This is a genomic window from Vibrio scophthalmi, from assembly GCF_040869025.1.
In the GTDB taxonomy this organism is placed as follows: Bacteria; Pseudomonadota; Gammaproteobacteria; order Enterobacterales; family Vibrionaceae; genus Vibrio; species Vibrio scophthalmi.
Genome location: NZ_CP134271.1, coordinates 2,049,023 through 2,073,492, shown reverse-complemented (window position 1 = coordinate 2,073,492; position 24,470 = coordinate 2,049,023). Strand labels below are relative to the sequence as shown.

Here is a 24,470-nt window from a genome sequence, read left to right as displayed (position 1 = left end):
AGCGAGATTACGCAAACTTACGTACTTCGCCTTCACCATCAACGTTGGTCACACAGCGACCACAAATTGTCTCGTGTCCTGCGATAGTGCCCACGTCAGCAGTGTGGTGCCAACAACGGTCACACTTCTCGCCTTCTGAAGCTGCAACTTCAACCAATAGGCCTTCGATGTCAGTTTCTTTCGCCGCTTCTGTCTTCTCAGATAGAGGTTTAACAGCCGCTTTTGACGTTAGTAGAACAAAACGTAGTTCATCTTCTAGCTTATTGATCTTCGCCGCTAGCGCTTCATCAGCAAACAGAGTGATCTCAGCTTGTAGTGCGCCACCAATCACTTTCTCGCTACGTGCTGCTTCTAGAAGCTTGTTCACGCTACCACGAACCGCTTGGATTTCTGCCCAGAATTCGTTGTTCAGCTCTTCGTTTTCAGTGAGACCGAATAGACCATCGAACCATTCGCCAGTGAAGACAAACTTATCGCGTTGACCTGGCATTTCATTCCAGATTTCATCCGCGGTGAATGACATGATTGGAGCCATCCAACGAACAAGTGCTTCTACAATGTAGTAAAGCGCAGTTTGACAGCTACGTTGGGCGTGACCACCACGTTTCGCTGTGTACTGACGGTCTTTAATTACGTCTAGGTAGAATGAACCCATTTCGATTGAACAGAATTGCATTAGACGCTGAGTTACACCATGTGTGTTGTACTCTTCGTATGCTTTCACAATCTCTTCTTGAGCCGCTAGAGCACGACCTACTGCCCAACGATCCAGTGCCACCATTTCTTCAGCGGGTACTAGATCGGTTTCTGGGTTGAAACCGTTTAGGTTTGCTAGGAAGAAACGTGCTGTGTTACGGATACGACGGTACGCATCTGCAGAACGTTTTAGGATTTCATCAGAAACCGCAACTTCGCCAGTGTAGTCTGTTGAAGCAACCCATAGACGTAGAATGTCTGCGCCTAGTTTGTTGGTCACATCTTTTGGTGCCACAACGTTACCGATAGATTTAGACATCTTACGGCCGTGACCATCAACCACGAAGCCGTGCGTTAGTACTTGTTTGTACGGCGCAACGTCTTTCATCGCGATAGATGAAATTAGAGAAGATTGGAACCAACCACGGTGTTGGTCAGAACCTTCTAGGTAAAGATCCGCACTGTGGCCATTGAACTCTTCACGAGCATCAACAACGGCATAGTGTGTTACACCTGAGTCAAACCATACGTCTAGTGTATCAAGCACTTTTTCGTAGTTTGCAGCGTCATCAGCGCCCATCAGTTCAGCAGCATCAACATCCCACCAAGCTTGAATGCCTTTTTCTTCCACTAGCTGTGCTACTTTTTCAATGAGCTCTAGTGAATTAGGGTGTAGCTCTGCGGTCTCTTTATGAACGAATAGAGCAATTGGCACACCCCAAGTACGTTGACGAGAGATACACCACTCAGGACGACCTTCAATCATACCTTCGATACGGCTTTGGCCCCATTCAGGCATCCACTGAACACCTTTGATTGACTCTAGTGCTTTGGCACGTAGGCCAGCTTGATCCATTGAAATGAACCATTGTGGTGTTGCACGGAAGATGATTGGCGTTTTATGGCGCCAGCAGTGTGGGTAGCTGTGCTCGTAAGCGTGGTGATGCAGTAGCGCGCCTTTTTCTTTAAGCACTTCAAGCACTGAATCGTTCGCTTTGAAAACGTGTTGACCAGCAAATAGCGGAGTATCTGGTAGGTAAACGCCGTTTGAACCCACTGGGTTTGCCACTTCTAGACCGTACTTTTGACCAACCACGAAGTCTTCTTGACCGTGGCCAGGTGCAGTATGAACCACGCCCGTACCTGATTCAGTCGTTACGTGATCGCCAAGGATCGCTGGAACGGTAAAATCGTAGAATGGGTGGTTGAATTGTAGCAACTCAAGATCAGCACCTTTCGCAAAACCAAGGTTATGGAAATGCTCGATACCCGCACGATCCATTGCATCTTTCGCCAGCTCAGAAGCGACGATGATACGTTGCGCAGGCTGTTCGCCATTCGCTTCAACTTGAATCAGTGCGTACTCTAGATCATCACGTAGACATACTGCGCGGTTTGCTGGCAGAGTCCATGGCGTGGTTGTCCAGATAACGATTGAAAGCTCACCTTCACCGGCATGACCATCCGCTAGTGCAAACTTAGCCAGTACAGCCGCTTCATCCGTCGCTGCAAATTTCACATCGATAGATGGTGATACTTTATCTTTGTACTCTACTTCTGCTTCAGCCAATGCCGAACCACAGTCTGTACACCAGTGAACAGGTTTGAAACCTTTTAGTAGATGGCCTTTATCAGCAATCTTACCTAATGCGCGAATGATGTTTGCTTCTGTAGCAAAATCCATCGTGCGGTATGGTTTGTCCCACTCGCCCATGATACCAAGACGTTTGAAGCTCTCTTTTTGACCTTCAACTTGACCGGCTGCATATTCGCGACATTTTTCACGGAATTCTGCTGCCGTTACTTTTTGGCCTGGTTTGCCGACTTTCTTTTCTACCATCAATTCGATAGGTAGACCGTGACAGTCCCAACCTGGAACGTACGGCGCATCAAAACCCGAAAGCGTTTTGGATTTAATAATAATGTCTTTAAGAATCTTGTTTAGCGCGTGGCCAATGTGAATATCACCGTTAGCGTATGGAGGGCCATCGTGTAATACGAAAGATTTTTTGCCTTTCTTCGCTTTACGGATTTCACCGTAAAGATCTTCTTTATACCAACGCTCAAGCATTTCTGGCTCACGATTGGCCAGATTACCACGCATTGGGAACCCTGTATCAGGTAGGTTCAGGGTATCTTTATACTCACTCATCGATTCTTAATTCCGTTGTATTGGGCGAAAGTTAGACATTATGGTTAACGGTGGAATAAACCGATTAACGCTTAAACTGACGCAGCCACACCCTTGCTGCCTCAGCATCCAATTCAATTTGCTGTTTTAAAGCATCGAATGACTCAAATTTATGTTCATCACGAAGCTTTTGCAAAAGTACTATTTCTAGTTGTTTGCCATATAAATTGGCCTGGAAGTCAAATAAGTGTACTTCCAGTTGCTGACGAACGCCATTGACTGTTGGTCTTTGGCCAATATTCGCCACCCCTCCTATCGCTTGTTCACCAAGCCCTAACGCCTGTACAACATACACACCTGAAACAGGTGAGACACAACGTTTTAGAGGGATATTTGCCGTAGGAAAACCGATCGTTCTCCCCAGCTTGCGGCCATGTGAAACACGGCCACTAATGCTGTAATCACGCCCCAACATTTGTGCGGCGGCTGGTAAATCATCTTGCGCGAGGGCATTGCGAATTGCAGTACTGCTGACACGCAGTTGCTGCAAACAAAAACTCTGCGTACTGACGACTTCAAAGCCGTAGCGTTTTCCGGCTTGTTGCAGCATCGCAAAGTCACCTTTGCGGCCACGGCCGAAACAAAAATCATCACCAATGACGAGAAACTTAACACCCAATCGCTTGACCAACAAGTCAGTAATAAATTCATCTGCCGTTAAGCTGGCAAAATAAGTATTAAAACTAACGCAGAGCAAACGATCGATATCCAACTTATTCAGTTGAACAAACTTGTCTCTCAATCGAGTTAAACGCGCCGGCGCTTTGTCTTTGGCAAACAATTCCAAAGGCTGAGGTTCAAACGTCATCACCATTGAAGGTAGATCTAACGCCTTGGCTTGCAGGGAGACTTGTTCAAGTACTGCCTGATGACCAAGATGGACGCCATCAAAGTTTCCTATGGTAAGCACACACCCTTGATGGTGCGGCTGAATGTTGTGAATGCCTCGAATCAATTCCATTGGGAGTTGCTTACTGCCTTTTCAATTTGCACGACGTGAAACCGACGGATTATATACCAAGCGCAGCTACTCTGTCGCTGCTTTTAAATCTTTAAGGCGCACACCTAGTACCAGTAGACAAACCAGATAAACCGTCGCACCTAGGCCGATCAGCATGGTTAGCGCCATCACTCGTTCAACAAAGCTCCATGCTAGCCAAACATCGATTTCTTCTAGTTGCCACACAATCGCCGCCACCATTGCACCACCAGCAATCACCAGACGAGCGATGAAAAATAAGGTTTTCTTGCTGATCTGATAAACACCTTGCAGATGTAGTCCTCTATATAGCAACGCCATGTTGACCAAGGCAGACAGAGCCGTTGCCATTGCAAGTCCTACGTAACCATAGAAATAAGCAAAAATCGCGTTAAACACCATATTGGTGCTCATTGCGATAATGCCGTATTTCACTGGCGTCTTGGTATCTTGTCGCGAGTAATAGCCAGGCGCTAACACCTTAATCAACATAAAGTTTAAAAGACCCGAGGCATAGGCAAACAATGAGAGTGATGCTTGCTGAACATCATGGGGAGAAAATTCCCCCCGCATAAACAGCACCATCAGCATCGGTTTTGCCAGCACCATTAAACCTAGCATAGCGGGTAAACCCAGTAAGATAACCATGCGCACCCCCCAATCCATGGTGCTAGCAAAGCCTTCGCTATGCGCATCAACGTGTTTACGGGATAAAGCCGGTAGGATTACTGTCGCAATCGCGATGCCAAATAGGCCTAATGGAAACTCCAGTAGACGATCAGAGTAGTACAACCAACTGATTGAGCCGGTTTGCAAGAAGCTGGCAATAAACGTATCAAGCAGTAAGTTAATTTGGCTAACCGAAACGCCAAATAACGCCGGGATCATCAGGGTACGTATTTTCACTACACCCGGATCGCGCCACCCCCATTGAGGTTTCACCATCACACCCGCTTTGATTAGAAACGGAATTTGAAACAGGAACTGTACTAAACCGCCCAGAAAAACCCCAATCGCCAAACCAATCTCAGGCTGCGACAACTGTGGAGCGATAAACCAAGCCGAAAAAATGATCATTACGTTTAGGAAAACCGGCGTAAATGACGAGACAGCAAATTTACCTAAGGTGTTGAGTATCGCCCCAGAGAGTGCGACAAAGGTGATGAACCATAAATAAGGAAAGGTAATTTTGAGCATGAAGCTCGCCAACTCAAACTTTTCAGCAGAAGGACCACCGTTAAGCCAATCTAAAAACCAGCCAAAGCCAAATAAAGCAGTGACAACGCCAGAACCTAAAACCCCCAGCAACGTCACAATAGAGACAATCACACCAAGTGTCCCCGCCGCCCGAGCAATAAGTTGACGGGTTTTATCCATATCGCCTTGGGCGTAGTTTTCAGTTAATACCGGTACAAAGGCCTGTGAAAAAGCCCCTTCCGCAAACAAACGACGCAGGAAGTTCGGGATTTTATTGGCAAAGAAAAACACATCGGCACTCGCCCCTGCGCCCATTAAATTGGCAACGACCACATCGCGGACTAAACCAAGCACACGAGAAATTAAAGTCATCGCGCTGACGATCATGCCAGACTTGAGTAGACGTTTACTCACAAACACCTCAAAAATATGCAATACTTGGTTAATCTGACCTAATAGATGAAGGAAAGTCGGATTCAAGGCAGATAAGTATTAGCATTGAAAAAAAAATACTGATAGAATCCCCGCCATCTTAACCGTGATGACTCGTTGAATCCAAAATTTGTTTTGGCTGAGACTGGTTTTTGCACAAATCAATTGACATTTCGGCGCAAATAAGGGATATTCCCTGCCCTTAAATTGTCACCGAACTAAGTTTTTGGGAGTTAGACCCTTGGCAAATAGTAAATCTGCTAAGAAGCGCGCTATCCAAGCTGAGAAACGTCGCCAGCACAACGCTAGCCGTCGTTCTATGATGCGCACTTACATGAAGAAAACTGTTGCTGCTATCGAAGCAGGCGACAAAGAAGCTGCAACTGCTGCATTTGCATCAGTTACACCAATCCTAGACCGCATGGCGACTAAAGGCCTTATTCATAAGAATAAAGCTGCTCGTCACAAGTCTCGTTTTGTTGCTGCGATCAAAGCTCTTTAATTAGAACTCTGATTCCCAGTGAAGAAAAACCGGCTCTCGCCGGTTTTTTTATATCTAAAATTTGCTTGTTCTGACCGTTTCCGTGACTATCCACTTAATCGCTACAATAAATATTGTGCAATAGTTCGATCATCGCCTTCACTTCTTTGCTGCTTAACGTGTAATAGACGGTCTGCGCTTCTTTACGTGTATTGACTAACCCATCACGACGTAGCCACGCCAAATGCTGAGATAACGCTGATTGGCTCAATGCCAATTTATTACACAGCTCACCCACCGACATTTCCTGATTATGCAACATGCAGAGGATCTGTAAACGCCGTTCATTCGCCATGGCTTTTAATAACACCACCGCTTGGGTAGAGTTTTTTTCCATCTCTTGCACATTCATCAGGTACTACTCCTCGGAACAGCAAAACTTCTCACAAGAGGTTTTGGGTAAATTAGACTAAATTATCAATTAGATGTCTCAATGATGTTAATCGATCTCGTTTGCTGAGTAAAAGCGATCAATTAAATAGAGTGCTAAAATCCGCATCACATACGTTTTTTACCGCAGGGTGTTGAATCATTCTCTCTGCAAATATGACGTAGTACTCTTCTTTGAGCTCATCGATGTGGCCAATTAACTGTAATGGAATGTCATCGCCCACTTCAGTCATATATAAAGACGGCGCTAAAAAAATCACATCTTTGTGGTAACGAGCAAAAGCCTTCATTAAGGCAACATCATCAAACTCACCTAACACATTAGGCTGAATACCTTGCCTATCAAACCACTCTATGACTTTACGCCCCATCGCGGTGCGACTACCGGGGATCAAAAGCTTACGCTGTTCTAAGATGGCAGGAAACGACAAGTCATCAACATTGCCGGAGCAGAAAAAACTCATGCGGCTTTCACCGAGTTTTTTACTAAACAAACCAGGGCTCTGGCCAGAATCCACCGGGCAATCCGATAAGATCATATCCAACTTATGCTGCGCGAGTTGTTCCAATAGCATTTCGTGAGTCGATTCAAAACAGCGTAAATGGATGCTGTTATCGCTTGGCACTGTCGTCATTAAAATTTTACTGACGAGCCGTTTTGACAATGCATCAGCGACACCGACATCAAATAAAATGTTTGAGTGCTGGCTGTAATTGACAATATCCAGCATTTCATAACTAAGGCCGAACATGCGATCGGCATACTTAAAGACCAATTGCCCCAACTCTGTTGGCTCAACACTACGGCCATTGCGCTTAGTTAACTTACCATCCAAGCGTTCTTCGAGCGCTTTGATTTGCCCTGTGACTGTCTGTGGGGTAAGGAAAAGAGCCTCCGCCGCTTTCGTCACTGAGCCTTGCTTGCAGACCATCCAAAAATAGTACACATGGTTATAGTTTAAATGGGACATAAGACTTCTTTCGCACTCAATTCGGTAATGATATCTCTGCTTTAGATTATCTCAGCTGTAAAAAATGACAACAATAACTCGCTATATACGAACGATCTCCGTAATTTGGAAAGTTTTTCCGAATCCAAAAAAGCATTTATGACAGCGTACTGTCATAAAACAGCAGATAAAAATGGCTTTAAACGCTTTTTTTGATAATTTTTGCGACTTGCACAACATTTAAACACGCCAATAAAATCCGATTATAATCAGCAACTTAAATGCAATTCATTTCCCTGTAAACATAGATCACCACCTATACATCATAAAATTCGATTTGTTACATCGAACTGTAATATTACTGAAATATTTCCACTCTAGTATCGCCCTCAGATTAAACATACAGACCAAAACGAAGATTCTAACGGTCAATGGAGAAAATTATGATGAACCAAGCTACTTCTACAGCAGCGCCAATTTCGAGCACTACTCGCTGGTTACGCTGGGCTAACTTGGCATTCATGTTGTACTTACTACTGCTTGCAGTTTCTATGGTAGGTACAGGTTTTAAATGGTCAGTCGGTGATCAAGCGAAGGTTCTATTTGAATTTGCTTCGCACCCAGTCGCTGGCTTAATGATTGGTCTTGTTGCTACGGCACTGATTCAATCATCAAGTACCGTTACTTCTATTATCGTCGGCCTTGTAGCTGGTGGTTTACCTGTAGAGACAGCAATCCCTATGGTTATGGGTGCCAATATCGGTACAACTGTAACAAATACTCTTGTGTCTCTTGGCCATATGCGTTGTAAAGAAGAGTTCCGCCGTGCGTTTGCTAGTGCAACTATTCACGACTTCTTCAACCTATTGGCAGTATCTATTTTCCTACCACTTGAGATGATGTTCGGTATTCTGGACAAGATTTCTCATTGGTTAGTATCGCCACTGCTAGCAACTGGTGATATGAGCATGGGCGGTTTTGACTTTATCAAGCCAATCACTAAGCCAGTGATCACCGCTATCCAAGGTCCTCTAGGTTCATTTGGTAACACGGTTGGCGGCGTAATGCTAATCGTACTAGGTATCGCGACTATCTTCCTAGCTATCACCGTAATGGGTAAGCTAATGAAAGGCCTAATGGTTGGTCGTGCTCGTGACATTTTGAAGAACGCGATTGGTCGTGGCCCTATCCACGGTATCGTTTCAGGTTCAATCGTAACAGTGTTGGTTCAGTCATCTTCTACAACAACAAGCCTAATGGTTCCACTAGTAGGTACTGGTGTGTTGAAAGTACGTGATGTTTACCCATTCACTCTAGGTGCGAACATCGGTACGTGTATTACCGCTCTACTGGCAGCAACAGCAGTTTCAGGTGAATTCGCAGTATTTGCACTACAGATTGCTTTGGTACACCTAGTGTTCAACCTAATGGCAACCGTATTCATCTTCGGAATCCCGTTCCTACGTGAGATTCCGGTGAAATGTGCTGAATGGCTTGCTGATATGGCAATCAAAAACAAAGCAGTTGTAGCCGCATACTTACTATTCGTATTCATCGTGCTACCAGGTTCAATCCTAGCGCTGACTGTATAATAAAACGTTCCACACCTTTGCTTGCTAAGCCCCCGTCGAAAGTCGGGGGCTTTTTTTCGTTCTTAAGAGTGAAAAGGAATCGAGAATCTAGAGATGAGAATCGAGAAAAGAGCAGGAGCGCTCTGCTGCGAGCAGCGAGAAACTGAAAGGAGCGCCGAGAATCTAGAGAGCAGAATCGAGAAAAGAGCAGGAACGCTTCACTGCGAGAAGCGAGAGACAAAAAAGAGCGTCAGAATCTAGAATCGGGAAAGGCAACTGGATCGGTAATTGATGGTTTTATCGTATCCAACAAACCAAAGGCTGGAGTCCCCATCTCGATTCTCAACCTCTCGATTCTCAACCTCTCGATTCTCAACCTCTCGATTCTCAACCTCTCGATTCCCAACTCTCTACTTCTCGACTCTCAATTCTGCTCCCCCCCACCTTCAGCAAGGCAAAAAAAGGCTGACACTCGGTCAGCCTTTTCTCATAACGCTCTTGGGAGTTAAACCGAGAACGGGAATTTAATGGCTTCGTGTGACTCGTAGCCTTCGACCCAAAAGTCATCCAAGGTTACCCACGTTTCTAAATCTTCCAATGACTTAATTTCTGGGTTGATATGGAAAGTCGCTGGTGCCAGCGGTTCACGCTTTAGCTGCACATCACGCATCAGCTCTAACTGATCTTCGTAAATATGTGCATTCACAATCTTATGGTAAGCCACACCCGCCTTTTTGCCGGTGATTTGCGCCATAATCGCGAGGAAGACGTAAACCTGAACCATATTGAAGTTCAAGCCAAGAGGCACATCACATGAACGCTGCGTGCTGTTGAGATACAGAGTATCACCGAGCAGTGAAAAATGGTGGCTGTACATACAAGGACGCAGACAACCCATATGGAACTCACCCGGGTTATAGAAATTCAAAATTTCACCACGGTCATCCACGCCACGTGTTAGATCATCAACAATCTTACGCAATTGATCGATATGACCACCATCTGGTTTTGCCCACGCACGGCCTTGTACACCGTAGACGCGGCCCATATCATCTTCACCTTTACGGTATGGGTTATTAAGCCAAGCGTCGTTCAAGTTTGCGTTGGCATCCCATGTTTTGGTGCCTAGCTGACGAAAATCTTCTGCATTGTCGTAACCACGAATGTAGCCAAGCAGCTCAGCAACCGCTGATTTCCAAAAGCTCTTACGCGTCGTCACTAACGGGAATTGGTTGTTAGCCACATCGTAGGTCAAATCGGCATTAATCACCGTAAGGCAACGCTTGCCCGTACGTTCATTTGCTACCCACTCACCATGGTCAACGATTCGCTGACAGAGATCTAAATACTGTTTCACACCAATTCCTTACTTCGCGTTCTGTTGAGGGAGTTCATCTTTGTAGTGACCACGTTTGTATGCCCAAACCATCAGGGATACACCAATCACAATCATCGGCGTCGATAGAATTTGTCCCATAGAGATAAATCCACCAAACAAGCCTAGCTGTGCATCGGGCTCACGTACATACTCGACTAAGAAGCGGAATGTACCATAACCGGCTAAGAAGAGTCCTGACACAGATCCAAGTGGGCGTGGCTTTTTGATAAACCAGTTCAAAATAAAGAACAACACGATGCCTTCAAGCGCCATTTCATATAGCTGAGATGGGTGACGAGGAAGCGGTCCGCCATTGGGGAAAACGATCGCCCAAGGCACATCAGTCACGCGGCCCCAAAGCTCACTGTTCATGAAGTTCCCCATGCGTCCCATACCCAAACCAAACGGTACTAATGGCGCAATAAAATCAGCAACACCAAAGAAAGTGCGACCGTTTTTACGTGCATACCAGAACATGGCAGTGATGACACCTAACAAGCCACCGTGGAATGACATACCACCGGTCCACACTTTGAATAGATAAAGTGGGTCTTGCAGAAATAAATCAAAATTATAAAACAGCACGTAGCCAATACGGCCACCAATCACAACCCCTAAAAAACCAGCAAACAGGAGATCAGAAACCTGCTCACGATTCCAGCCACTCCCCGGCTTATCTGCACGACGATTCGCCAGCCACAGAGCAAAAGCAAAACCGATCAAATACATCAAGCCATACCAGCGAATAGACAGTGGGCCGATGGAAACTAAAACAGGATCGATATTAGGAAATTCAAAGTATCCCTGAGACATAAACAGATAACTCTTGTAATGATTGATTTAGATGAGATTACGTTATAGCAGCATAGTTCCTGCTACGAACATCAAAAATAGTGCAAATATTTTTTTCAGTACTGTTGTTGGCAGTGAAGTGGCTAACTTAGCACCAACACGCGTGGTCAACATCGACGTTGAAGCAATCGCAGCCAATGCTGGTAAGTAAACATAGCCTAGGCTAAAAGCTGGCAAATTATCCGCACTGTAGCCATTGAGGATGAAGCCTATCATGCCTGAGATAGCAAGAACACAACCGCACACCGATGACGACCCGACGGCCTTGCGCATTTCAACACCATGACGATTAAGAAATGGCACGGTAAGAGAACCACCGCCAATGCCCGCTAGACTCGAAACAAGTCCAATCAGCGAGCCATAAAACGCCGTTAAACCGCTTGCTGGCATGCTTCTTTGTGTGATGATCTTCATTGACATTAACATCTGTAGCGCCAAGCAAAGCACTATAACGCCAAACACTTTCGGTAGATAATCGGCAGGAATCCATTCAGCGATATTGGCTCCAATGAAGCCACCAATGACGACACCGGGCATCAACCACTTAATGACAAACATATCGACATTGCCCAGTTTTAAATGATTGAGTGCCGATGAGCCGGAAGTCACAATGATGGTCGAGAGGGAGGTTGCAAGCGCAATATTCATTGAAATTGCAGCATCAATGCCTGCTTGTGGTAACAGAATCAATAAGGCAGGTACGACGATAAGCCCGCCACCAATTCCAAGTAGTCCGGCCATAACGCCAACAAAAGATCCCAAGATTAACATTAGGATCAACAATTCTATCGTCACGCTATACCCTTATTTGTTACCAGCTCGAATAAAGCCAGAGAAGCCTTTCTGCTCGAAAAAATCTTGCATCATAGTATAAATATCTTTGCCGTATGGCTGCATCAGTGCTTTGTCAGCTAACTGTTTTAATTCATCCACTTGTGTATTGCGCAGTAAGTATTTTACCTTGGCCACGTTAGAAGTGTTCATACTCAAGCTGCGATAGCCAAGGCCAACCATCAATAGTGCGCCAATCGGGTCACCCGCCAACTCACCACAAATACAAACTGGTAGCCGCAACTGTGCGCAGCTTTGATGGATATGATTCAACGCCATAATCACCGCAGGATGCATCGACTCATACACATCCGAAACCCGTGAGTTATTGCGATCGACGGCCAACAGGTATTGGGTTAAATCGTTAGTTCCGACGGAGACAAAATCGACTTTATCCGCAATCAATGGCAATAAGTAAAGCATCGAGGGCACTTCAATCATAATACCGATGTGTGGTCTAACGATTCGGGGATCAAGCAATGACAGCTCTTGATAGGCTTGTTCAATAAAAACAATCGCATCATCCAGCTCTTGCGCCCCAGAGATCATTGGCAGCAGAATGCTCAGGTTCTGCGTCTCTGCACTCGCCTTCATCATGGCGCGAATTTGCATTAAAAAGATATCGGGATGATCGAGCGTAAAACGGATACCACGCCAGCCTAAGAAGGGATTGTCCTCTTCAATCGGCAAATAAGGTAAAGCCTTATCACCGCCAATGTCCAAAGTCCGCATGACGACACGTTTGTCAGGGTAAGTACTTAATACTGAATGATATTGCTGTGTTTGCTCTTCTTCTGAAGGAAAGCGATGCTGCAGCAAGAAACTAATTTCGGTGCGATATAAACCTACGCCATCAACACCTTGGTTAACCGCAATATTGGCATCGGCACTCAAGCCTGCGTTGAGTAAGATTTCGATTCGTTCGCCATCAGCGGTAAAGGCCGACTCTTCAATACGTTGATTGACCATGTTGGCCAATTCACGCTCTTCGTTGGCTAAAGCGCGGTATTCTTTTAATAATTGGCGACTTGGCGAGACTAAAATCTTGCCACTATAACCATCGACAATGCCTTTTTTACCATTAATGCTATCGAGGTTAAGGTTAACGCCCATCACGGCAGGAATGCCTAATGCGCGCGATAAAATGGCGGCGTGAGAATTAGCAGCGCCTTCGAGTGAAATCACCGCCAGTAACTTGTCTTTGGGAATCGAACCAATCAGCGACGCGGTCAGTTCACGGACGACAAAAATAACCGGTTGCTCAAATTGATGCTGCTCTTGCTCGGCATTGTGAAGGAAAAACAGCAACCGCTGGCCAAGTTCACGCACATCTTGCGCGCGCTCTTTTAAATAGCCATCGGTCATACGAGCAAAACGGTTGGAATACGTTTCAACCACTTGGCGTACCGCCCAGTCAGCGCGATCACCTTCTTGGATCTGTGCCTTAAGATCTTTGCGTAGCATGGGATCATTAAGCAAGTGAGTAAACAGATCAAAAATGGCTAAGGTCTCTTTATTGATTTCGTTATCAAGCTTTTTGCGCATTCTGCGGAAATCACTCAATGCCTCTTCAATCGCGAGCATTAACCACTCTTGTTCACGCTCAATATCAAGCGTAGAGGCCGGACGAACATCAGCGAGTTGCGGCTGTGAGTCATCCCACCAAAATGTGCCGATAGCGACACCAGAAGAAGCTGGTATGCCACGAATGGCTTGCTGTTTCTTCTCTAAACGCCACTGGCCTTGGGTTTGTGCATGCGCGATGATGACCGCCAGCTGTGCAGCCAACGTGACAAGGAAAGACTCTTCCATTTCATCGAACTGACGAGGGGCCTTCTGCTGCACAACCAGCACGCCCAGCACTTGTTTTCGATAAATGATCGGCGTACCGAGAAAGCTCTGGTAAACCTTTTCACCTAGCTGAGAGAAGTATTTGTAGTTAGGGTGTTTTGATGCTTCAGCAAGGTTAAGTGGCTCGGCACTGCGTTTCACCAGCCCAACCAAACCTTCTTTGAAATGAATGTGGATTTTTTTGCCTTTGAAGCGCAAGCCTTGAGTTGCCATCAACTCAAGGCGCTGCATCTCTTCATTGGCGAGGTAGATGGTGCAACACTCCGTATTCATCGCAAGACACGTTTGTTGAACCAATAGCTCTAACGCGCTATGCACGTTTTCTACTTTGGAAACTTGTTCAACTATGTCCCTTAGTTGAGAAAGCATCACTACCCTCTTCGCGGTTTACGCTTACCTTTTGCTCGACGTTCTTTAAACGGCATAGCCATAGAAGCAAACTCCTTCATCGCTCGACGATATACATCGCGCTTAAAAGAGACGACTTGACGCACTGGGTACCAGTAACTCACCCAACGCCAACCATCAAACTCAGGGGAATTGCCACGTTGCATATTAATTTTGGACTCTTCACAATCCAAACGCAGCAAAAACCATTTCTGTTTTTGGCCGATACAAACAGGCTTTGAATCCCACCTAACCAATCGCTTTGGTAACTTATATCTTAACCAATGACGACTGGTCGCAACGATTTTTACGTCCTGCTTAGTGAGACCGACCTCTTCATACAATTCACGATACATGGCCTGTTCTGGGTTTTCCCCATCATCAATTCCCCCTTGAGGAAACTGCCATGAATGTTGTCCGTATCGTTTAGCCCAGAAGACCTGACCATGGTTGTTACAGATTACAATTCCCACATTTAAGCGGTAACCATCGCCATCTATCACTGGCCAACCTCTAATAAAATCTTTAATTACCGCGATTTTTCCACATATCCCCAAACGGAGCAAACTTACTAGTGTGACTAACACAGAAATTATCGCCGAATATCACCAAACTGGATAACTATTCGTCAGTTCTGCGGTTATTCACACACTAATGAGACATAGACCACATTTATTCACCTTTTCTGTGTATAACTATGTGAAAAAGCGATCAACAAACATTTCCGTTGAAATAACACCTTGTTTGCGCAACAACAACACCATCAAAAACAAACCACAAAAATGAACAAAAACAAAATCTTAAACAAACAAGCGCATGAGTTGCCATTCTAAAATCAGTGATTATTAACACCAAGCAACGGAACGGTCAAAGATCAACCAACTGCATGTTTATCCACACACAGAGCAAAACGAATTAGGATCACCACAGAAAATCAAGCGCTATATGATCACAAAAACCTGTAAATTCATACATATGTCACCAAGATTAATAATTTTTACCATTTGCTTGTGGATAAACCCTGAATGACGATCTTTTCAGCAACTCGATGAGATTGACAGCAAGTCGCTATTTTTTTAGATCTCGCTACAATATCGGTAACTCAATCACGATATGACACGATGAAGCCAGAACCTCAATCCGAACAAGAACTGCTCGCACGCGCTCGCGATATTGCCGGGATCACTTTTGCCGAACTTGCCAATGAAGCAAAAATCAAAATACCGGCCGATCTTCGACGAGATAAAGGCTGGGTTGGCCAACTATTAGAGTGGCATTTAGGCGCAACCGCAGGAAGTAAGCCTCAACAAGATTTTGAGCAACTCGGTATTGAGCTAAAAACTATTCCGATTGGTTATCACGGTAAGCCACTTGAAACGACCTTTGTTTGTGTCGCGCCACTGACAGGCGTGCATGGTTTAACGTGGCAGCAAAGCCATGTTCGCAACAAGTTATCACGGGTACTGTGGGTGCCTGTTGAAGGCGAGCGCGAAATCCCGCTAGCCGAACGTCGAGTAGGCTCTCCGTTAATTTGGTCTCCAAACCAACAAGAAGAGCAGCAACTACAAACTGACTGGGAAGAGTTGATGGAGTTGATTGTCCTCGGCCAAGTTGAAAAAATCACAGCCAAACATGGTGAAGTGTTGCAACTCCGTCCCAAAGCGGCCAACAGCCGAGCACTAACCGATGCTTATGGCGCAAGTGGTAAAGTCATCAAAACGTTGCCACGAGGCTTTTATTTACGCACTCAATTTACCGCCAAGATCCTCAGTAATTACTACGCATAAGTCGACATAAATGTTTAGCGCTTAATGCGTCGTTAATGACATTTCAATATCGTGATACATCGGTCCATCAGTGGCACCAAATTCGTCATAAGTATTGTGCAAGCGCAAAAAAGCACGTTCGACACCTAAACGCAGCAACTCATCTTTCACCTGATCAAGCGACTCAAAATGAATGGGTTCGTTATCCACCAGCACAGGCTCAACCTTATGTTTGTACTCCACCGCGAGTAAATAGCACGATAGATCAGAACAACTGATAACAAACACCTTCGGTGGCTGATAACTCGATTGATGAAATCCATGAATCCACTTATCTAGTTGCTTACGATGCATAACTCCCCCTACTGTATTTTTTCACGGCAGTGAGCTCACTGGTTCAAATTGATGTTCATCCGTGAAACAGAGACTCCCTAGGTAAGTATAGGAACAGAATTGTCATTTTGTGCTTTAGCCATTTGGCTCAACTTATAAGCTGACTTATATTGAGCTAAAGCGTGAAATGCACAAAACTCAAACACGCCCATGAGCGTTATACAAGACAAGGAAAGCTTATGATCTATCACAAACTGCCGCATTCAAATTTAGAGATCAGCAAGATTTGCTTAGGGAGCATGACTTTTGGAGAACAAAACAGCCAAGCAGATGCCTTTAATCAGCTAGATTACGCGCTAGAGCGTGGGGTGAATTTTATTGATACTGCGGAAATGTATCCGGTGCCACCCAAACAAAATACTCAAGGTGCGACCGAACAATACATTGGTAATTGGTTAGAAAAATCAGGCAAACGTGAAAAAGTGGTGTTAGCTACCAAAGTCGCAGGGCCACGCAATGTGCCTTACATTCGTGATGATATGAAGTTAGACCGCCGTCATATCCATCAAGCTATTGATAATAGTTTGACGCGATTAAAAACCGATTATGTCGACTTGTACCAACTGCATTGGCCACAGCGACAAACCAATACTTTTGGTCAACTCAATTACCCTTACCCAGATGAACAGCAAGAAGTCACGTTAATCGAAACCTTAGAAGCCTTGGCGGAACTGATCCGCGATGGCAAAGTACGTTATATCGGTGTTTCTAACGAAACGCCATGGGGAGTGATGAGCTTACTCAAGTTAGCCGAGAAGCATAATCTGCCCCATATTGTCTCAATCCAAAATCCCTACAACCTGCTAAATCGAAGCTTTGAAGTCGGCTTGGCTGAGATAAGCCACTTTGAAGGCGTCGAACTACTGGCTTATTCACCTTTAGCATTTGGTTGTTTAAGTGGAAAATATCTCAATGGTCAACGACCTGAAGGTGCTCGTTGTTCTGTGTTTGAACGCTTTGTTCGTTACTTTACACCGCAAGGCATTGCCGCAACTCAAGCGTACGTTGAACTTGCCCGAGATCACGACCTAGATCCCGCACAAATGGCATTAGCGTTTGTTAATCAGCGTCCATTTGTTGCCGCTAACATCATAGGCGCGACAACAATGGAACAACTGAAAATGAATATTGATAGTGTTTCTATCAAACTAAGTGATGCGATACTCGCAGATATTCAAGCAATTGGGACCACTTACTCCAACCCTTGCCCTTAACTGTACCGGGGTGAACCAAATCAAAGGCTCACCCCTTTGCTTACGTCGTTATTCGAGCCGTTAAGACACGACGAAGATGACGGATGCGACGTTCGGCTTTGACCTGAGGCGCCTCACTGCGGCCGATTGGACGACCATCTAGATCAAGGCCAATATCACGCAGTAGATGCTCATTGTGCCATGGGATTTCATAGGCACTACGACGCACTTTACGCTTCCAAGCTCGCTCTTCACGACGTAAATCGGCTTTGACTAACACAGTGGCCAGTTTTAGATAGATAGAATGACTCATGGTTTTTCTCCCGTTGGGTATTTTGCTGGGAAAAAGGCCACAAATTAAAAATAGGATATTTGACTATTTAATCAGCTGCCTTGTTTCCGCAGCCAATTAATATTGGTGTACGGATTATTGTTTTGCTTGTTTCGATTTTCGATCACAACACGTGGTCGCCATTGGCGAAAAACCATTCGGTTTACACATGGGATCAATAGAGGCACAAACGGTTTGAATGACATTGAAATGGTTCATTGTGCGCCTCCTAGCAAAGTAATAATCCAATAAATTTGAGGGTATGAGCCTGCAGCTCATGGTTAAATTTTATGCAGATAAGAATAATATTCAACCACCAATTGTTAAAAAAATGAAAAACAATTTTTTAAACTAAAATAAAGTCTTTCTATGTTAAGTGCATAAGATATTCCTCTTAGAAATAACACTCACCCCGTAGATTTGTTTTGTGCATAAAAAAACCAGCTCTGATGAACTGGCTTTATTTTCAATTAGTTAACTATACGGCGTTTAGTAAAAACCGTCACCGTACAGACTACCTTACTCAATGCTAGTAAACGGTGTCGATTACAACCCCTTTCTCAACCAGCCATTCAACATGCTCATCATTGTTAAGCATTACAGCAACATCAACCGGCTGTTCAGGGTTAAAAGCGAATTGCCATACAAATGACACTTCCCACTGGTTTTCGCTGTGACTGCGTAGCTCAAGTAAATCACCATCAATCAACCACGTTTCATCACCTTGACGCAAAGAAATGCTTTCCACGTCAAGCTCGGCGGGCAAAGTAGTACTCGTTTCCAAAACCAGCGCACCATGCAATGCTTGCTCTTGCATCTCACCAATGGTTGGCATTTTATTCAGCCAAAGACTACTGGTTAAATGAACTTGTGCCTGATTTATCTCGATTTGATTGTCTTGATCCCAGCCAACTTGCGGTGAAGAGCACCCTGCTAACAAAGCCATGCCCAGCGAAATTACAGCTATTTTTTTCATTTTTTCACCTTCAGTTTTATGATCACAGCAGCGATGGTTTCTTACTTACCACTCAACGTTCACTTAACCACTGTTTGAGTATTTGAATATCATTCTGATATTCATTCTTTATTTCTTCAACCCAGTCATCAATATTTTGCCACCAGGTTGGATGCTCAGGTGATTGCGCTTTTTGTGCGACTTTCTGGATATGCTTCAAGCCAATAGAGCCTGCCGCTCCTTTGATTTTGTGCGCTTCAGAAACAATGCCATCTTGATCTTTGGCGGTCATATTCGAGTCAAGCAGCTCAATATAATCCGGCATCATATCTTCAAACATAGCGACGCTTTCGAAAACCGGCTTGGTTCCAACAATGCCGATGTAAGAATCCAACATTTCAAGATCGAGCAAACGCTGATAAACCTCATCGTTAACACGCGGCTTTTCAACCACAGCCGTGACTAATGGTGCTGGGTTTTCAAACTCTGGAGTCATCATCGCAATCACCTCTTGGACCGCCGAGACAGACAATGGCTTGCTTATCGCTTCATCCATGCCCTTCTCGTAATATTCTTCTTTGTTCTTAAGTACGTTAGCGGTCAGCGCCACCAGCGGCGGCACGGTATCGTAGTTATCACGATAGTAAGCAGCAACATCGAAACCGGTCATATCTGGCAACTGAATATCCAAGAACACAAGATCATACAAATCAGGGTCAAAATTATCGATCGCTTCTTGTCCGGTCATTGCTACCGTCACACTGTGGCCCATGCTTTCCAACAATGAGCGCGCGACCGTAATGTTCAGTTCAATGTCTTCGACCATAAAGATATTTAGTTGATGCTGAGCAGGCTCAACATCCACCACTTTGATTTCATCACTACTGGCTAGCGGCACTCGAAGGGTTACCGTGAAAGTACTACCAAAGCCTTCTTCGCTGCTGACCGATATATCACCATCCATCTTCTTGATCAGTTGTTTTGATACTGCCAGACCGATACCCGTTCCCACCGCATGAAGATTATCTTTGCCCGACTTCACTTGGTAATACATAGCGAAGATTTTAGATAGCTCTTGCTCTGGAATACCAACACCAGAATCTTCAACTTCTAAAGTCAGATGTGCAAAATCTTCATCGCAATCAGCACTGACAGACAACACCACGCCGCCTTCTTTGGTAAATTTCATCGCATTGCTGATTAAGTTCCACAGCACTTGGCGCAAACGGGTGGCATCCACATTGATTGCCACAGGCAGGTCACTCAATCTTTCCAAGTCAAAGCGTAAGCCTTTTTGCTCAGCCATCAGCGCTGCAATGCTTTCAATTTCAACGATAAACTCATCAAAGTTAAGTGGCGCTGGGTACAGCTCCAGTTTGCGGCGATCAAACTTATCCATATCGATAATATCGTTAAAGATACTGCCTAGCGTCACTGCACTGACATTGATGGTTTGCATGTGTTTGCGCTGTACATCCGTCATTGGGGTATCAAGTAACATGCGACTCAAACCGACAATACCGTTCAGCGGCGTGCGTAATTCATGGCTAATAGTGGAAATAAACGTCGTCTTATCGCGACTGGCTTTTTCTAACGACTCTTGATGACGCTTGCGCTCGGTAATATCACGGCCAAAACCGACCAAGCCTAAGTGACGACCATCTTTGCTGTAGAAGGGAACTTTACGTAACTCAAAGTAATTTTTATGGCCATCTGGGTATTCCAACCACTGCTCATAAGTGAGTGCTTGATTGTTCTTAAAGACCGCTTCATCCGTTTCAACAATGTGTTGAGCATCTTCTTTGCTGTACACATCCCACGGCGTCAAGCCCACTAACTGTGACTCTTTCATCCCTGTCAGTTCTTCTAGAGCTCGGTTACAACCGGAGAAAACCCCTTCCGCGTTACGGTAATAGATTAAGTCTGGTGATGCATCAATGAAAGAACGCAACAGTGCCGTACGCTCCGCCAATTCAACTTGGGTACGCTCACGTTGATAGACTTCATTCTCGAGATCTTTCATCGCTTCTTCACGTGCCTCTTCGGCTTTTTGACGCTCTTCAATCTCTTGATTTAACTGGGTGATATTGTGTTGCAGTTGGTTATTTAACTCTTGATCTCGAGAACGCATATCTTTTAGTTTTGAGACTACTTTTGATAAACGCTGGCGTGATTCTTCCAATTGATCAACCACCACCGAGAGAAAATAGACAGCCCAAGGCGTGATGAGTAAACCAAAGAAGACCGAACGAACAATATCGATATCATCGACATGACCACTCAACACTAAGGTAATGCCAACCTGCACCACGACGGCCAATGCGACAAGGGCAAGTGCGAGTAAAATAGAGAAACGCAAAATGCCCAGTTTGACTAACAAATCAACATAATACTGGGCAAGGTTTTTGATGGTATTCATTCAGCGCTCCGGCGACAATCTTAGCTAGATCTTACCTGTTTTGCCTGAAATCGGCTAAAGATTCCATTGGCTCGCGGAGCTTAATTTTCGGATGTGTGATGTACACAAGTTTGATTACGACCATTGGCTTTGGCTTGATAGAGTGCACTATCAGCCAGTGCCACCATTGATTCGGCATCATCTTGAGGATGAGGTTTGAGCGAAATAAGACCGATACTGACCGTAATATGCGATGCTACTCGTAAGTTTTGGTGCGGAATCGCCAACCTTTCCACTTCAGCATGGATGCGCTGTGCCAGCAACTCAGCGCCTTCTGCTGTGGTATTTGGCAAGATAAAACCGAACTCCTCGCCCCCATAACGAGCAACACAATCACTAGAGCGCGAAGCCACACGACGAAAAGATTGCGCCACCGCAATCAGGGCTTCATCGCCTTTTTGGTGGCCATAATGATCGTTGTAACCTTTGAAGTCATCGATGTCACACATCATCACTGTTAATGGCTGTTTTTCACGTACGTGCAAATGCCACAGAGTATCCAGTTGCTCATCAAAACGTCGACGGTTAGATATTTGCGTTAAGCCATCAATAAAACTCAAACGCTCTAGCTCTTGATTGACAGCTTCCAATTTTTGTTCCGCTAAGTAACGCTCTGAGACATCACGCGCCATTACCAATACGCCGTTCGTGCCCGAGGCAGGATCGCGAAATGGGGATTTCACCACGTCATACCAAGTAATCTCGCCATTACTGTGGAATACTTGATCGATGTAGCGTAACGAAATGCCTTCGCTTAGCACTTTTTGATCACTTTCCGATAGACGACCATACGCGTCATCAGCAATCACGTCTTGTAAGCGCTTGCCGATCAAATCATTGACATCAGAGATACCCAGACCTTTTACAAACGGCTTATTACACGCTTGGTAAACCATATTCTCATTAAAGATGCCGATAGAGTCCGGGCTAGATTCTAGAATATTTTGTAAAATCGTATCGCGTTGGGCTAATGCCACTTCAGTATCTTTACGCTTTTCCATTTCATCACGTAGATTCTGCTGCATGTTATGCCAATCGGTCACATCATGGCTGATACCAAGCATGCCTAATGGCTTGCCTTGATCCGACATTAAGATACTTTGGTGGCTTTCCAACAAACAGCTGCGCCCTTGTGGGTCAACCGTCCAACGACGGTTCGACGCTCGCCCTTTCATCATACCGCCGATCGCACGATAGCCTTCTTCAGCGCGCTCCCCCCAGAAACGATCAAAAGCGCGGTTACTCACCACCGAGTCATCTTGTTTTTTGATAAAGATAAGTTCAGACAAACTATCAAAAGCACTTTTCACCATCGTCAGCGACTGCATCTCAGCCATCACTTCAACGGCACTGGATTTATAAGGTGTGACATACAATAACCACACCATACGACCACGGTAACGTGTTTGACGCCCAGTAATTTCCACTTTGATGGTTTTGCTGGCAGATACAGCCCAGTCGAGTTGATAGCCAGCAAAGCCACTACCAGAGAATTGCTTGATGAGCTTGAGAATAAAAGCTGAAGATAAAAGTTCGGGTAATAAATAGGAGCGACCAACACGTCGAACTCCCAGCACTTGGGTGGCAAACGCATTGGAAAGCAGTAACGCGCCCGACTTGGCATCCACTAACAGCAGTGGCGTGGGCGCATCTTGAATTAATGTTTTTAATTGCTGATTAAAACGAAAATAGAGGCGAACTATCAACGCGAACACAATCATCACGATCAGCACTTCAAATCCATGGAAATGAAATGTATTGGATAGCTGTTCGATGGTCTGTTCTATCATAACCCTCTATCTTTCTAAACGAATTTAACGCGCTAAAAGATACCAGCTTATGTGCACTTAGTCTCGGATAATCAAGGTTTAACGTAGTGGAAAGGTCGCTCGAGTAATGAACCTTGAGCACCGTCGCGATTTAATGCACGACCGATCTCAGTCATTGCGAGCCAACGATTCTCACACCATAGTGGCGACAGCAACGTTGGACGACGAGCTGCGGAAGAGACGCGATGAAAGACCACTTCCGGAGGTGTCATGCGGATCATTTCACTGGCAATCGCGACATATTCTTCCAGCTCTGGCGCTTCTAATCGCCCTGCTCGCCATGCTTTCGCCATGGTGCTGCCTTCAACAATATGTAGCCCATGCAGCTTGATTCCGTCCGTTCCCACCGCTAATACTTTCTCTAACGTTTGCACGTTATCATCACGGGTTTCTTTCGGTAAGCCAACAATCAGGTGAGTACATACTTTAATGCCAAGGGCTCGTGCTCGCTGAGTGATTTCTGCATAGCATTCAAAATCATGGCCTCGGTTAATATGCTTTAAGGTTTGGTTGTTTGCGGTTTGCAAGCCCAACTCAAGCCAGATTTCATAGCCTTGTTCCACGTAACCAGACAAAAGATCCAACACAGCATCAGGCACGCAGTCAGGACGAGTCCCCACACACAAGCCAACGATATCCGCCGCCTTTAAAGCCTCTTCATACATATTCTTCAGCACTTGCACTTCACCGTAGGTACTGGTGTAGGCTTGGAAATAAGCGAGGTATTTTTTGGCTCGGCTAATTTCACCGGCGCGATCAGTTAATTGCTCGACAATAGTTTTAACTTGCGTCTGCTCATCAGCAAAAGAAGCCACATTGCAAAATGTGCAGCCACCTTTACCTATAGTGCCATCTCGATTTGGACAGCTAAAGCCGCCATGAAGGGTGAGCTTATGGACTTTTTCACCATAACGACGCTGAAGATCTTGGCCGATGGTATTAACTAATTCGTGTAATTGCATTTTATTTAAATACTAATGATTATCATTCTGTTTAGTGTAATTTGATTACACCTTTGAAACCTTTTTTTAGCACCTGCGATCTAACCATATTTATTAATTTGATCCCTATCACAAATCAATAAACATGCAGAAACACGTGCTTCACACTAAGAATTAGTCAAAAAACAAACATAAAATCTATTTATTGCGCGAAAAAACTGCGCAACAGTGCGGAGTTTTGATTGATTTTTAGGCCTAGTAAATTGTAGGATACTTACAGGTTTTACTTGCTCGGCGTAAGCCAATTAAAAAACTAACTGCAAGAAAATCGGTGATAGACAGATCCCACCTATATAAA

At 44.9% G+C, this 24,470-nt stretch carries 21 protein-coding genes; 4 read left to right on the top strand and 17 right to left on the bottom strand.

Going from position 1 to position 24,470, the window contains the following annotated elements; genetic code table 11:
* Nucleotides 1-7 precede the first annotated feature (7 nt).
* The 3 genes from ileS to murJ form a co-directional block, all read right to left on the bottom strand.
* A complete protein-coding gene (gene ileS / locus RJD38_RS09455; RefSeq protein WP_009385654.1) occupies nt 8-2,848 on the bottom strand; it encodes an isoleucine--tRNA ligase in 2,841 nt (946 codons plus the stop codon).
* Nucleotides 2,849-2,912: 64 nt separating this feature from the next.
* Nucleotides 2,913-3,848: a bifunctional riboflavin kinase/FAD synthetase gene (gene ribF, locus RJD38_RS09450; RefSeq protein ID WP_009385653.1), complete on the bottom strand. Its 936-nt coding sequence runs from the start codon at nt 3,846-3,848 to the stop codon at nt 2,913-2,915.
* 66 nt (nt 3,849-3,914) lie between these two features.
* Nucleotides 3,915-5,477, bottom strand: a complete 1,563-nt coding sequence (gene murJ, locus RJD38_RS09445; RefSeq protein WP_005596136.1) for a murein biosynthesis integral membrane protein MurJ — start codon at nt 5,475-5,477, stop codon at nt 3,915-3,917.
* A 259-nt stretch (nt 5,478-5,736) separates the two neighbouring features.
* Here murJ and rpsT point away from each other — a divergent pair, with 259 nt between their 5' ends.
* Nucleotides 5,737-5,997, top strand: coding sequence for a 30S ribosomal protein S20 (gene rpsT / locus RJD38_RS09440; protein WP_005596135.1), 261 nt, complete (start codon nt 5,737-5,739; stop codon nt 5,995-5,997).
* A 94-nt stretch (nt 5,998-6,091) separates the two neighbouring features.
* On the opposite strand, the gene RJD38_RS09435 is transcribed toward rpsT, so the two are convergent.
* Nucleotides 6,092-6,388: an ArsR/SmtB family transcription factor gene (locus RJD38_RS09435; RefSeq protein ID WP_065545677.1), complete on the bottom strand. Its 297-nt coding sequence runs from the start codon at nt 6,386-6,388 to the stop codon at nt 6,092-6,094.
* A gap of 118 nt (nt 6,389-6,506) precedes the next feature.
* Nucleotides 6,507-7,397 (bottom strand): transcriptional activator NhaR, encoded by an 891-nt coding sequence (nhaR, locus tag RJD38_RS09430; protein WP_005596132.1) that lies wholly within the window; start codon nt 7,395-7,397, stop codon nt 6,507-6,509.
* 425 nt (nt 7,398-7,822) lie between these two features.
* Between nhaR and RJD38_RS09425 the strand changes: the two genes are divergently transcribed.
* Nucleotides 7,823-8,968 (top strand): Na/Pi symporter, encoded by a 1,146-nt coding sequence (locus tag RJD38_RS09425; protein WP_040757945.1) that lies wholly within the window; start codon nt 7,823-7,825, stop codon nt 8,966-8,968.
* A gap of 484 nt (nt 8,969-9,452) precedes the next feature.
* On the opposite strand, the gene RJD38_RS09420 is transcribed toward RJD38_RS09425, so the two are convergent.
* Genes RJD38_RS09420 through rppH form a run of 5 tightly spaced genes read right to left on the bottom strand, consistent with a single transcriptional unit; the run spans nt 9,453 to nt 14,749 of the window.
* Nucleotides 9,453-10,304 (bottom strand): thymidylate synthase, encoded by an 852-nt coding sequence (locus RJD38_RS09420; RefSeq protein WP_005596129.1) that lies wholly within the window; start codon nt 10,302-10,304, stop codon nt 9,453-9,455.
* Between the two features lie 9 nt (nt 10,305-10,313).
* A complete protein-coding gene (gene lgt, locus RJD38_RS09415; RefSeq protein WP_005596128.1) occupies nt 10,314-11,138 on the bottom strand; it encodes a prolipoprotein diacylglyceryl transferase in 825 nt (274 codons plus the stop codon).
* A gap of 42 nt (nt 11,139-11,180) precedes the next feature.
* Nucleotides 11,181-11,972 (bottom strand): sulfite exporter TauE/SafE family protein, encoded by a 792-nt coding sequence (locus tag RJD38_RS09410; protein ID WP_065545678.1) that lies wholly within the window; start codon nt 11,970-11,972, stop codon nt 11,181-11,183.
* 9 nt (nt 11,973-11,981) lie between these two features.
* Nucleotides 11,982-14,228: a phosphoenolpyruvate--protein phosphotransferase gene (gene ptsP / locus RJD38_RS09405; RefSeq protein ID WP_065545679.1), complete on the bottom strand. Its 2,247-nt coding sequence runs from the start codon at nt 14,226-14,228 to the stop codon at nt 11,982-11,984.
* A gap of 2 nt (nt 14,229-14,230) precedes the next feature.
* Nucleotides 14,231-14,749, bottom strand: a complete 519-nt coding sequence (rppH, locus tag RJD38_RS09400) for an RNA pyrophosphohydrolase (RefSeq protein ID WP_005596124.1) — start codon at nt 14,747-14,749, stop codon at nt 14,231-14,233.
* 618 nt (nt 14,750-15,367) lie between these two features.
* Here rppH and mutH point away from each other — a divergent pair.
* Complete coding sequence (gene mutH / locus RJD38_RS09395) at nt 15,368-16,033, top strand: DNA mismatch repair endonuclease MutH (RefSeq protein WP_005596122.1); 666 nt, start codon at nt 15,368-15,370, stop codon at nt 16,031-16,033.
* A 21-nt stretch (nt 16,034-16,054) separates the two neighbouring features.
* Here the strand turns inward: mutH and RJD38_RS09390 are convergent, their stop codons facing one another.
* Entirely contained in the window at nt 16,055-16,366 is a 312-nt protein-coding gene (locus RJD38_RS09390) for a DUF6482 family protein (RefSeq protein ID WP_005596121.1), read from the bottom strand.
* 218 nt (nt 16,367-16,584) lie between these two features.
* Here RJD38_RS09390 and RJD38_RS09385 point away from each other — a divergent pair, with 218 nt between their 5' ends.
* Nucleotides 16,585-17,619 carry an NADP(H)-dependent aldo-keto reductase gene (locus RJD38_RS09385; RefSeq protein ID WP_065545680.1) on the top strand — a complete coding sequence of 345 codons (1,035 nt, stop codon included), beginning with the start codon at nt 16,585-16,587 and terminating at the stop codon, nt 17,617-17,619.
* Between the two features lie 40 nt (nt 17,620-17,659).
* On the opposite strand, the gene RJD38_RS09380 is transcribed toward RJD38_RS09385, so the two are convergent.
* The 6 genes from RJD38_RS09380 to RJD38_RS09355 form a co-directional block, all read right to left on the bottom strand.
* Nucleotides 17,660-17,911 carry a hypothetical protein gene (locus RJD38_RS09380; RefSeq protein WP_005596119.1) on the bottom strand — a complete coding sequence of 84 codons (252 nt, stop codon included), beginning with the start codon at nt 17,909-17,911 and terminating at the stop codon, nt 17,660-17,662.
* A gap of 114 nt (nt 17,912-18,025) precedes the next feature.
* Nucleotides 18,026-18,148, bottom strand: coding sequence for a hypothetical protein (locus RJD38_RS09375; protein ID WP_005596118.1), 123 nt, complete (start codon nt 18,146-18,148; stop codon nt 18,026-18,028).
* 310 nt (nt 18,149-18,458) lie between these two features.
* A complete protein-coding gene (locus RJD38_RS09370) occupies nt 18,459-18,905 on the bottom strand; it encodes a hypothetical protein (RefSeq protein WP_065429843.1) in 447 nt (148 codons plus the stop codon).
* Nucleotides 18,906-18,957: 52 nt separating this feature from the next.
* Entirely contained in the window at nt 18,958-21,303 is a 2,346-nt protein-coding gene (arcB, locus tag RJD38_RS09365; RefSeq protein WP_065545681.1) for an aerobic respiration two-component sensor histidine kinase ArcB, read from the bottom strand.
* A gap of 80 nt (nt 21,304-21,383) precedes the next feature.
* Nucleotides 21,384-23,132 (bottom strand): sensor domain-containing diguanylate cyclase, encoded by a 1,749-nt coding sequence (locus RJD38_RS09360; RefSeq protein ID WP_065545682.1) that lies wholly within the window; start codon nt 23,130-23,132, stop codon nt 21,384-21,386.
* A gap of 71 nt (nt 23,133-23,203) precedes the next feature.
* Complete coding sequence (locus tag RJD38_RS09355) at nt 23,204-24,133, bottom strand: TIGR01212 family radical SAM protein (protein ID WP_009733681.1); 930 nt, start codon at nt 24,131-24,133, stop codon at nt 23,204-23,206.
* Nucleotides 24,134-24,470: the final 337 nt, after the last annotated feature.